Below are 11,906 nucleotides of genomic sequence, written 5' to 3' on the forward strand. Positions count from 1 at the left end.
ATGGCGATCTCCTCATTAACGACGTGACATAAAGGCTAAACGTTCAAGCAATTGAACATCCTGCTCATTCTTAATCAATGCGCCGTATAAGGGTGGAATTGCTTTCGCTTTATCATGATTACGCAAAATATCTTCTGGCATATCATCTGCCATGAGTAAACTCAACCAATCAATCAATTCAGACGTTGAGGGTGGTTTTTTTAAGCCTGGAACTTGGCGCAATTTAAAGAAGACTTGCAAAGCTTCAGAAACCAGAGTTCCAGAAATATTGGGAAAATGTACTGCAATAATTTCACGCATGGTCGCTTCATCAGGGAATTCAATATAATGGAAGAAACAACGACGTAAAAAGGCATCAGGAAGTTCTTTTTCATTATTTGAAGTGATGATCACGATAGGACGCTGAGTAGCAGTGATCGTTTCACCTGTTTCATAAACAAAAAAAGACATCTTGTCTAATTCATGCAACAAGTCATTCGGAAATTCGATGTCTGCTTTATCAATTTCATCAATTAATAATACACAACGTGATTCACTAGTAAACGCTTCCCACAACTTTCCAGGCTTAATATAGTTTTTGATGTCATAGACACGGTCATCACCCAACTGACTGTCACGTAACCGTGACACAGCGTCGTACTCATATAAGCCTTGCTGTGCTTTTGTTGTCGATTTAATGTGCCATGTAATCAGTTTAAGTCCTAAGCTTTCAGCAACCTGTTCTGCCAGTAAAGTTTTACCTGTCCCAGGTTCACCTTTAACCAGTAGTGGTTTTTGAAGTGCGCGAGCAGCCTTTACGGCTAATTTTAAACTATCAGTTGCGATATACTGTTCAGTACCAGTGAATTGTTGAGCATCAACAGACATAGATTACCTTTATTTTTTATTTAAAGTGGTGAAATATTTTTAGCGACAGCGTTGGCTTGCGTATTTTTATTGGTTTTGTATTTAGACCAAAAAAATCCGATGATTAATCCCAGCCCCATCACAAATGCAATCAAGGCAATGTTTGACCAAATCAATGCAGAATCTTTGGTTAAAATACCAAATAACAAGCCAAATATTGCAGGTGCAATTGCTGAGTTCGGTCCTTCAGAAATGGTGGGTGTTGCAAGAACTGCAAATACAATAATCCATGTGATCCCACCAAGTGGTGATGGCAATCGTTTTGAAATCGAATACCAACACCATAAAATTAAGAGCGTCCCAAGAATATAGACAGAAATTGCAATATTATCTTCTGGGATCGAATCCAATAGATCTAAAAAACTTGTCCATATTCCTGATAACTGATCAAGCACCGCGTAATCCCTCTGGTTCTGCCGCATTAGGATTAATTAAACCTTCTGGCGGCATTTGAATAAAGAAGCCTTTCGTCGTCAGTGAATCAATCACATGTAAAACATTTACTCGTGCTAATTTTCTTGATTCATTAAGTTCAAGGTGCATGACATGCGTTGCACGACCAAAAGCAATACGTACAGGTTCAGATAGTACATCTAAAGGATCTGCACTTTCGTCATGGTCTGGATGATTAGGACGAGCCACATAAAGATACATTTCATCTTTCTTGCTCGATTTATAAATATCACAATGCATTTTAAACAACAGCTTCTATAAAACTTATGTGACAGCATACATGAAAAAAACGACAGATACATTATCGAAATTTAACGTATCAGTCGTTATTTATGATCATTTGTGAAATCTTTGAGTAAAAATAAAGCATCACATATCATGACACAGCATTCACAGATCTTGTTGAAAAGCTAAGCAAACAGACCATCAAAACATGACATCAAGTTATTCATTCACTTTCATTTGCATACTTAAATAGTGAACATCGGCATGTAATAACTGAATCAGTGGTTGCGTCAATTGTTCATAACGCCAACCCAGTAGATAGCGTGGTAAATCTTGTTCTTTGCCTTGAAACACCACATGATGATACAAAGCATTCAACCACTTTTTACGCATGAGTACTTCTTTAGGGACTTGCATATCCGATGAAATTTGTGAAATTAACTCATCAACTTCAACTGTGATACCTTGCGAGGAGTGTTTAATTGGTCGTGCGATTCGTAATGGCCACTCATCCATCTCTGGTAAAAATTTTAATAAGTCTAAAATGGTTTTACCGTGCTCACGAACAATATTAGGTCGAATGCCCTTTACATTAGACAATTGAAAGTTATTCTTCGGATTAACTTCAACTAAATCAATCATCGTGGCATTTTTAAGAATAAAACTGCGGGGTTGATTCAGTGCCTTGACCATTTCTTCGCGCCACACACACAATTGTTGTAATTGCATCAATTGTTTGCGCGAATGACGATAGTTACCAATATCACTATATAACTTTTCTTTTGGTGTTTCTGAAGCAATTTCAAAGGTTAGATTTTGACAATCTTCCAATACTTGTTGATATAAGTTCTTCTGTTCCAACTGAGCTTTAACTTTTTCAGCCAATCTCATAATGTATAAAACATCATTTGCAGCATAATTCATCTGCTCGGTGGTCAAAGGACGAGCTAACCAATCTGAACGGGTCTGATCTTTATCAATCTCAATGTCTAATATCAGTTTTAAGGCATTTTGATAACTGACCTGTAAGCCGTGCCCTAGGAAAGATAACGCCACTTGCGTATCAAACACATTCTCAAGATTCTTTTTATCGGCATAATGGTAGATTAAATCAATATCCTCACCACAAGCATGAAAAATATTTTGCTGCGCTTGAAAAAGTCGATGCCAGAACTGATCTAAATTGAGCGTGGTACCATCGAGTAAAAACACTTGACCATTGACATTGATTTGAAATACACCGAGTTTAGGCCAAAATGTATCAACCTTGATAAATTCAGTGTCTAGACCGTATGTTGATGTGTGTTGCATTAAATTCAACACAGATTCAAGTTCAGTCTGTTGATTAATAAATTGGAACATGTCAGTTTAAGTCAAAATGTTACATTCAAATGAAATATGATTTTACCTTAATATATAAAATTTAAATATAATATTTTTGAACTAATTTGAGATAAATGTCTTATTTTTCAATAAAATTATTTTTAAAATATCCATTTTATATATAGGTTTTGGAACTTAATGAATTGATCCTTTAGAAAAAATAACGAATCATAGACGGACCGTTCTATCTAAGGGATTTTACCTAATTTTTCTCAAAGTTATGTAAATAATTTTAAATAAAATCGAGTTTGTTTATCTTTTAAACACCTTTGAATTCAAAATAAAGTGAATGAAAATAAACAAACCCAACATCTGATGAAGACAAAAAAGTATTATTTCATCCGCATACGATTGTGTACTGCTTGACTCAATGTATGGCTATCCACATATTCCAGCTCACCGCCTTGTGGAACACCTTGAGCAATTCTTGTCATCTGTAGTGAAAGATGTTTGGTTGCTTCAACAAGATAATGTGCTGTCGCTTGCCCTTCTACAGTTGCATTGGTTGCTAAAATCACTTCAGTAATATTGCCATCACTCAAACGCTGTACCAAGTAAGGTATACCAATTTCTTCTGGACCTATTCCATCTAAAGGCGATAAATGACCACCCAATACATGATATTTTCCACGAAAACTTCCGCTTTGTTCAATTGCCATAACATCAGCTGGAGATTCGACTACACAAAGCAGTTGATCATCACGATCATTCGAACAACAAATATCACAAACTTCATTTTCTGTCAGAGAGTGGCAAATACTACATTCATGAATAAAAGAAGTCGCTTCATTTAACGCATGCGCCAAACCAATCGCGCCTTCTTTGTTTTTCATAATCAGATGTAATGCCATGCGTTGAGCCGACTTTGGTCCAACACTTGGTAAGATCCGTAACGCTTGTACAAGCTGATCAAAACGGTCGCTAAACACCTAAGATTCCTTAGAACAAACCTGAAAGACCAGGTGGTAGACCCATTCCTGAATTGGCTTCTTTCATGGTTGCTTCTGAAATAGCCTCTGCTTGACGTGCAGCATCATTCATTGCAGCTGCAATCAAATCCTCGATCATTTCTGGATCATCTTGTAATAAATCTGGGCTGATCTCGATACGCTTAACAACATTACGGCAAGTCATCGTCACTTTGACTAAACCACCACCCGCTTCTGCTTGAACTTCAGTTTGAGCAAGTTTTTCTTTTGCTTTCTTAACATTACTTTCCATGTCTTTTTGCATGCGCTGTGCTTGTTGCATCAACATATTAATGTTCATAAGGTACTCCGAACAAAAAGTCTTTAAATAAATTTTTGTCTTGCACACATTGGCTTTTTTTTCAAAAATCACAAATGGGTGCAAGACTGTATTTGAGCAATGACGCCTATCTTAAATTAAATCTAATCCATGAGAAAGGTCGCGAATAATATCATTGACGTCTTCCAAACCAACAGACAGACGAATTAAACCTTCACGAATGCCCGCTGCAGCTTTTGCTTCAGGCGAAAGCTTACCATGTGTTGTTGTTGCAGGATGAGTAATGGTCGATTTGGCATCGCCCAAGTTGCCAGTAATTGAAATAAATTGTGTGTGATCAATGACTTTCCAAGCCCCTTCTCGCTCACCTTTCACCTCAAATGAAACAATCCCACCAAAGCCTGTTTGCTGTTTTGCCGCCAATTCATGACCAACATGCCCGGGCAATCCAGCAAAGTAAACTTTTTCCACTTTCGGGTGTTTAACCAACCATTCAGCAATGATCTGTGCACTTTCAGAGTGCGCCTTCATACGCAGTCTTAGCGTCTCTAAACCTTTTAAAAACACCCAAGCATTGAAAGGACTCATCGACGGTCCTGTCGTTCTTACATAACCAAATACTTCTTCTAGAAGTTTGTGACTACCAACAACAGCACCACCTAATGCGCGACCTTGACCATCTAAATATTTAGTTGCTGAATAAATCACTAAGTCCGCACCAAATTGTAGAGGACGTTGCAAGATTGGCGTACAGAAACTGTTGTCAATCGCCAACAAAGCATCATTTGCATGTGCCAAATCAGATAAGGCTTGAATATCAGCTACTTCTGCCAATGGATTGGATGGAGATTCAACAAAAAGTAATTTTGTTTCAGGGCAAACAGCTGCTTGCCATGCGCTTAGATCAGTCAAATCAACAAAAGTCACGGCAACATTAAATTTAGCAACATACTTTTCAAACAACGCGACTGTTGAACCAAAAACAGCACGTGAACAGATCACGTGATCGCCAGCTTTCAAGAAAGACATCGCTACAGCCATAATCGCTGCCATACCTGAACTTGTTGCCACAGCACGTTCACCACCTTCAAGAGCAGCTAAACGCTTTTCAAACATCGTAACCGTCGGATTGGTAAAACGTGAATAAATATTGCCTGGCTCTGCACCTGAGAATTTTGCTGCTGCTTCAGCTGCATTTTCATAAACGAATGATGAAGTCAGAAAAATCGGTTCTCCATGTTCCCCTTCAAAACTGCGAGTATGTCCTGTACGAATCGCTAAGGTGTCAAGTTGGTATTCAATGTCGTCGTGCTGGCTCATTTCAACTGCTCAGTCCTAAAACTGCCTTTGTAAAATATTGCCAACATTTTGAGCGTCCTATGTATTTAAGGTCAAGGTAAAATCGCAAATTATCACATACACTTCGCATAAATCTGTATAAAAATGAGACAAACATCGCTTATGACCCAAGTATCAGCCAAGTTCCAAGCAAGGAAAGCTAAGTTAAAAAATTTGACGACACGGATTTTCAATGGCAAGTCACTGGTTTTATCTCAAAGTACACCTTATGAAGTCATTGCAGAGCATCATCAAACCAAAGTACGTTACTATGCTGCGCCAGAAAAAAAGTTTAAAGAACCTTTGGTTTTTACCGCACCGTTGTCGATTAATATGGCGATCTATGATCTATACCCGTATCGCTCATTAATCAAACATTTTACAGAACAAGGCTTTGATGTTTATTTATTGGATTGGGGAAAATTAAGCTATCAAGATCGTGACTTAAACTTCCTTTACTTTATCGACGAATCGATGCCTTTATGTATCGACAAGATCCGAGAGCATTCACAAAGTGATCAAATTTCACTGCATGGGTGGAGTATGGCCGGAATTTTTGTATTACTATACAGTGCTTTACGTCAGCCCAATCATGTAAAAAATCTCATTGTACTCGCCAGTCCTATCGACAGTTATGCTTCTGGTGGAATTGGAAAACTGTATCAAAGAATCAATAGTCTGATTATCAAAAACCAAAAACTTAAAGATACACTTTATAAAGGAGGCTTACCGAGAAAACTGATCCATACTCCTGGTTTACTAAATGCGATTGGATTTAAAATTCTTGATCCCAAAGGCTGGTATGAAGGTCACAAACAATTATTACTCAATTTAGATGATCGAGCACTTTTACATGAGCATGCTACACTTGGAAATTTTCTCAATCATATGGTGGATTATCCTGGGGGTGTCAATCAAGATATGTTGTTTAATGTATGGCTTCAAAATCCACTAAAAAATGGTGTTATACAACTTAGCCGACATAAAATAGAACTTAAAAACATCAATTGTTCTTTGTTGGTGGGTGCTGGAAAAAGTGATCAAATGGTCACCGCCGATGCAGTTAAGCCTTTAATCGAATTGACAAATAGTAGCGATGTCACGTTTACTCTAATCCCTGGAGGACATTTAGGACTGATGTCTAGCCAAAAAAGTGCAGAAGAATTTTGGCCGACATTATCCAAATGGTTAGAACAACGATCGACTAAAAGTTAAGAGACAGTTATGAATACTACAGTTGCATTTATCGGTTTAGGTGCTATGGGCTATCGTATGGCAGCACATTTGCCTCAACATTTTGATACTGTATATGTATGGAATCGAAATTTTGAAAAAGCCAAACAACATGCAACTGCGTTCGGCACTCAGGAGGTAGCTTTAGAACAGGCTGTTCAGGCTGATATAATTTTTTCATGCTTACCCACCAGTCAAGATGTTGATGATTTAATTCAGGGACTAAAAATTAAATCAGGTGCGATCTGGGTAGATTGCACCAGCGGTGTGCCTGATGCCGCACGTCAACAAGCATTACAGCTTAAACAACTTGGTATTGAATTCTTGGATGCACCTGTAAGCGGACAAACCATTGGTGCTGAAAATGCCACACTCACCTTCATGGTGGGGGGATCGAATGATGCATTCCAACGCGCTTTGCCTGCAATGCAAGCAATGGGAAAACTAATCAAACATGTTGGCGATTCCGGTGCTGGATTTGCGGTTAAAGCTGTTAATAATATGATGATGGCAGTTCATTTATGTGCCGCCGCAGAAGGTTTCACCACACTCAAAGCGCATGGCGTAAATTTACATGAGGCATTAGATTGTATTAATGCTTCAAGCGGAAAAAGTGGTGTTACTGAATCAATCCTTCCCCAGCGTATTCTCAATAGAAGTTTTCCACTGACTTTTGGGCTACCTTTATTGGCAAAAGATACAGGAATTGCCATTGATTTAGTTCGCGAGGCGAAACTCTCCACACCAATTCTTGGCTTAACACAAAACCTAATCCAAGCAGCAAACAGCTTGGCAACACCAGACAGTGACTTTTCAACTGCGGTAAAAATGTATGAATCATGGAGCAAAATTACACTAGATTAATTTTTCGTCATTGAATAATCACAACCAGCCCCTATAATCTAATCAAGTGACACACGATTATGTCAATTTTGAGGCAAACTCATGAACAAATATTTTATTGCTACACTGTCTGCTTTATCCATTTTTGTGGGCACACAAGCTTTCGCAGATAATGCACAAGAATGCAAAAAATTGCAGGATGATTACAATGTGATTTATGCATCAAAAGGTTTCTGTTTCAAAGATCCTGAGGCAAAGGCAAAATATAATAATGACAATTGTTATACAAGTAAGCCTAAATTTACTGAAAAAGAGCAACAAAAACTTGACTCTATCAAGGAACGTCAGAAAGAATTGAATTGTAAATAATTACATTCATACATTTAAGGAAGTAAATATGGCTTATGATGATCAGAATATTTTTGCTCGAATTTTACGTGGCGAACTTCCAGCATTAAAAGTTTATGAAGATGATCATGTACTTGCATTTATGGACATCATGCCACAGGCAGATGGTCACACTTTAGTTATTCCAAAAACTAAAGCCATTACATTATTGGACTTAGAACCAGAAGCTGCTGCCTATACCATTAAAATTGTACAAAAAGTTGCTCAGGCAATTGAAAAAGCTTTAGATGCAAAAGGGATTGTTTTAATGCAACTCTCTGGCGCATCAGCTGGACAAACTGTGCCGCACGTACACTTTCATCTTATTCCAAGCTCTGTACACGAATTAGGTCGTCATGCTGTACAAATGGGCGATCAAGAAAAAATTAAAGTGTTGGCTGAAAAAATTAAGTCCGCACTGATATAAAATTTTTCTTTGTAAATGAGGCATTTATTGCCTCTTTTTTTTTATCAAAATTACATCAATATAAAGTTTACGTCATCAAATTGTCATTTATTCTTCACTTATATGTAACAAAGTTTACAGATACTGCATGCAAGTTAGTAAGTCATGTTCAAAACAAGACTTACTGAGTAAAAAAAAGTAACAGCAAACTCGCATTGAACATGTTTTGGAGAAATCTCAATGAATAAAGTGCTACTCGCTGCAGCAATCGCCACCCTTAGCATAAGCGCAGCTCAAGCAGCGCCAACATTGTATGGTAAGTTCAACGTAACTTTAGATCAAATCGATAATAATGGCTTTAAAGACGAAAGCGTAACCAAAGTAAACTCGAATGCTTCTCGTATTGGTGTAAAAGGTGAAGAAAAATTAACTGATAAATTATCTGCTGTATATTTAGCAGAATGGCAAATCAGTGCTGATGGTGACGGTGATGCATTCAGTAACCGTAACCGCTTTGTGGGGATTAAATCAGACGGCATTGCAACATTGAAAGTGGGTCAGTTTGATTCATACTTTAAAAATGCTGCAGGAAACAACCAAGATATTTTTAACGATCACAATGAACTTGATATGACTGCAATTTTGGTCGGTGAAGATCGTTTAAAGAATGTGATTGGTTTTGAAACTGATAAAAAATTATTGGCTGGTTTAGCTTTTAATATCATGTTCCAACAAGGTGAAGAATCTTCTGCATTAAACAACTCAGCAAAAGGTCAAAAAGGCAGCCGCGATGGCTTTGGTGATGGTATTTCAACATCACTTACTTATGACAACAAAGATTACGGTTTAGCAGCAGCAGTTGCAGGTAACTTCGGTGTAGCATCTAAATACAATGCTTACAACTCAGAATTAGGTAGCAACACAATTTATTCTGATGCGATTCGTGTTACAGGTTCTATCGACTTGAAACCAGCAGGTATCGATGGTTTAGTACTTGGTGCTTTATGGCAAACTGCTAAACCAACAGATGACACAGTTTCAACAACATCTGGTACAACAGTTACATCTTTTAAAGGCTTAAAAGAAAATGCATATGGCATCACTGCTGCTTATGTAATTCCATCTACGCCAATTAAATTGAAAGCTGAATATATTTCTGCAACAACTGAATTAGATGGTCGTGATGACCGTAAACAAGACTTATATGGTATTGGTGCAGACTACAACATCAACAAACAAGCTCGTTTCTACGGTGTAGTAGGTCAACAAAAGCGTGATTGGACTGCAACTTCAACACCAGAGAAGAAAAAAACAGTTATTGGTCTAGGTATGGAATACAACTTCTAATATCGAATCGAAGGTTTACATAAAAACGGCAAGTTTACTTGCCGTTTTTTTTACTAACACATTTTCTAAAAATCTCGAACCTTATCGAACCATACATTTACTATTTCTTGGTCTATATCAAATTTTGAGGCTTCAACAAGTTGCTGTACAGCAACTCCTGTATCTTCCCTTTCAACAGTTTCAATATTGGGTAATGTATTAATCATCTCTATAAGTTCAATAATTGATTCTTTCACATCTTGCTCATTCTGTGCTTTGGAGATTTTTTTTAAAGCAGATTTATATGCTTTGATCACAATTTTTGCATTTTTGTTTTCCCAGTTTTCAAATGGAATTCCATATTCAGTGCTAAACCATATTGGACTTCTCAGTTTAGACACCGAAGAATAATCCAATTGTTTTTCTTTAGCTAAATGCTTTAATTGGGTATTTAATGTTTTCCCAGTTTTTTCATCAATATTCCATGCAATGAAAGAGCTTAAGTTTTCCCAAGTATTTAAAGCAGGAAAGCCTTCCAAATTTACTGCATAGCGTATTCCAATACGTTCAAGTTGGTGAAGTTGTTTTAAACATGCTGTATTGGTTATATTCCCGGTTAAGTTCAAATTTTTCAAATTAGGAAACTGTAATAAGCTTTCACAATCAAAAGCCTGACCAATTGGTTTAACAATTACATCGAGTGAACTAATTTTTGCCAAGTCAGGAATAATTGGAAGATGGTACGCGAATACAGATTGATCTTTCTCAGTATTTGGTTCTATTCGAATATGATGAATTTCTTGCTTGGCCTTAATTTCAAAAAGCTCAATTTTTCCAGAGAGATGAAGTGAATATAAACTAATATTATTGCTCTGATCCAAAGTCAATTTGATCAGATCATCATTACTTTTTATTGCAAGATTACGAATTTGGGCATCACTCAAATCAAGACACAACGAGCGAGAGGGTTGCCAAAAGAAATTTTCAATTACTCTCTTCTTCGACCACTCCACAAAACTAGTATCATTTCCCCAATAGTAAAAAAATCTTGGCCAATCTCCATAAGGATGCAAATGCGCATTTTGTTGACCATGTGGTGTATAAAAGGTATTAAAGACATCCCAATCGATTACAGCATTTTCACCGACAAGAACATCAAACTTTTTCTTGTCCATGCCTATTCGCCCAATCGAGAAACTCCCTTGACCAGCAGGAATTTTGATTTGATGGCTATCCGTACCTGTTAAAGAAATATAAATGGGAGTATCTCTATCCATGTTCATCCATTATTTTTAAACTGCACTATTCATTTTTCAGCTAAAACTTGAGTACTGATGATTGTGCAAATAAGTATATAAACTCAATACTAAATATATCAAGCTTAAAGCTTTAGCTTTGTTTCATATTAGCAAAGTTATGAACATGTTAGGTTTAACTCTGTATTTCAGCTCTCCCAACTCAAATGATCTAAATGACCTTGATGATCTGTTTTAACCACCATCAGTTGATCAGATAATTCACGATTAACTGTGTAATCAAACACTGCAAAATACGATGTGTCATATTTCCCATCTGGATAAAGCCCTATCCTTGTTAAATATAACTTGTTTAAAAACTGTTGTGTCTTGTCTATTGAGTTGGAAATCCCGATGTGTGCTAAGAAATCATCACCCAATTCATCAAGATGAAAATCCACATATTCTTTGACAGTACCGTCATGCTCACCTTCAAAATTTTGTTGAATATAAGCGTGGTTGTTTTGGTCAAATTTTTCTATATTTTCTATAAATGATTTAACTCGTTCAAAATTTTCTAAACTCAAAGTATTCGCTTCAAAATTCAAATCGATTTGAACCACTTTTCCATTCATCTCAGCATCGACTTCATAATATTCTTCTAAGTTTTCTGAGTTTATAGTTCCAAAATACGGCAAATTATATGCTGGCATTTTTATAGTCCTCATGCTTTTGTGTTTAAACGATGTATTCGGCTTAACCAGATTAAATTATTTTAGACACTATTTACTATTGGTTAAAATATATGAATGGTATATTTTTGCTATTCTATTTCATATTTTCCTATATTTGTTCTTTATGGGACTTTTTCACTTTTCTATTTTTCACTTTTCTTTACGCATAAAAAAAAACACCCTCAACAG

General features: G+C 36.7%; 14 protein-coding genes. 5 read left to right on the forward strand and 9 right to left on the reverse strand.

The window, feature by feature from the left end; genetic code table 11:
• Positions 1-15 precede the first annotated feature (15 nt).
• From AC1Z3T_RS04245 to AC1Z3T_RS04275, 7 genes are all read right to left on the reverse strand, one after another.
• Positions 16-867 (reverse strand): AAA family ATPase, encoded by an 852-nt coding sequence (locus tag AC1Z3T_RS04245; protein WP_005032047.1) that lies wholly within the window; start codon positions 865-867, stop codon positions 16-18.
• Between the two features lie 20 nt (positions 868-887).
• On the reverse strand, positions 888-1,328 hold the full coding sequence (locus tag AC1Z3T_RS04250) for a hypothetical protein (protein WP_042066816.1): 441 nt from the start codon (positions 1,326-1,328) through the stop codon (positions 888-890).
• Entirely contained in the window at positions 1,294-1,599 is a 306-nt protein-coding gene (locus AC1Z3T_RS04255) for a YcgL domain-containing protein (RefSeq protein WP_004830387.1), read from the reverse strand. The genes AC1Z3T_RS04250 and AC1Z3T_RS04255 overlap by 35 nt, the downstream gene beginning before the upstream one ends.
• Positions 1,600-1,803: 204 nt before the next feature.
• Positions 1,804-2,946: a ribonuclease D gene (locus AC1Z3T_RS04260; RefSeq protein ID WP_335990027.1), complete on the reverse strand. Its 1,143-nt coding sequence runs from the start codon at positions 2,944-2,946 to the stop codon at positions 1,804-1,806.
• Between the two features lie 353 nt (positions 2,947-3,299).
• The gene (gene recR / locus AC1Z3T_RS04265; RefSeq protein WP_004830384.1) at positions 3,300-3,896 is read right to left on the reverse strand and encodes a recombination mediator RecR; all 597 of its coding nucleotides are present in this window, start codon (positions 3,894-3,896) and stop codon (positions 3,300-3,302) included.
• Between the two features lie 10 nt (positions 3,897-3,906).
• The gene (locus AC1Z3T_RS04270; RefSeq protein ID WP_004830383.1) at positions 3,907-4,236 is read right to left on the reverse strand and encodes a YbaB/EbfC family nucleoid-associated protein; all 330 of its coding nucleotides are present in this window, start codon (positions 4,234-4,236) and stop codon (positions 3,907-3,909) included.
• Between the two features lie 111 nt (positions 4,237-4,347).
• Positions 4,348-5,535, reverse strand: a complete 1,188-nt coding sequence (locus tag AC1Z3T_RS04275) for an O-succinylhomoserine sulfhydrylase (protein WP_483396470.1) — start codon at positions 5,533-5,535, stop codon at positions 4,348-4,350.
• A gap of 141 nt (positions 5,536-5,676) precedes the next feature.
• Here AC1Z3T_RS04275 and AC1Z3T_RS04280 point away from each other — a divergent pair, with 141 nt between their 5' ends.
• The 5 genes from AC1Z3T_RS04280 (at position 5,677) to AC1Z3T_RS04300 (ending at position 9,769) form a co-directional block, all read left to right on the forward strand.
• A complete protein-coding gene (locus AC1Z3T_RS04280; RefSeq protein WP_004830381.1) occupies positions 5,677-6,768 on the forward strand; it encodes an alpha/beta fold hydrolase in 1,092 nt (363 codons plus the stop codon).
• Between the two features lie 9 nt (positions 6,769-6,777).
• Positions 6,778-7,650: an NAD(P)-dependent oxidoreductase gene (locus AC1Z3T_RS04285; protein WP_483396471.1), complete on the forward strand. Its 873-nt coding sequence runs from the start codon at positions 6,778-6,780 to the stop codon at positions 7,648-7,650.
• 81 nt (positions 7,651-7,731) lie between these two features.
• Positions 7,732-7,998 (forward strand): YARHG domain-containing protein, encoded by a 267-nt coding sequence (locus AC1Z3T_RS04290; protein ID WP_004830378.1) that lies wholly within the window; start codon positions 7,732-7,734, stop codon positions 7,996-7,998.
• A gap of 28 nt (positions 7,999-8,026) precedes the next feature.
• Positions 8,027-8,443 (forward strand): HIT family protein, encoded by a 417-nt coding sequence (locus tag AC1Z3T_RS04295; protein WP_004830377.1) that lies wholly within the window; start codon positions 8,027-8,029, stop codon positions 8,441-8,443.
• 219 nt (positions 8,444-8,662) lie between these two features.
• Positions 8,663-9,769, forward strand: a complete 1,107-nt coding sequence (locus AC1Z3T_RS04300; RefSeq protein ID WP_419319470.1) for a porin — start codon at positions 8,663-8,665, stop codon at positions 9,767-9,769.
• A 65-nt stretch (positions 9,770-9,834) separates the two neighbouring features.
• Here the strand turns inward: AC1Z3T_RS04300 and AC1Z3T_RS04305 are convergent, their stop codons facing one another.
• Together AC1Z3T_RS04305 and AC1Z3T_RS04310 are read right to left on the reverse strand one after the other, a co-directional pair.
• A complete protein-coding gene (locus tag AC1Z3T_RS04305; RefSeq protein ID WP_419319468.1) occupies positions 9,835-11,025 on the reverse strand; it encodes a hypothetical protein in 1,191 nt (396 codons plus the stop codon).
• 167 nt (positions 11,026-11,192) lie between these two features.
• Positions 11,193-11,696: a DUF2004 domain-containing protein gene (locus tag AC1Z3T_RS04310; RefSeq protein ID WP_419319466.1), complete on the reverse strand. Its 504-nt coding sequence runs from the start codon at positions 11,694-11,696 to the stop codon at positions 11,193-11,195.
• Positions 11,697-11,906 lie beyond the last annotated feature (210 nt).

The sequence above is a fragment of the Acinetobacter sp. B-6 genome (assembly GCF_056930735.1).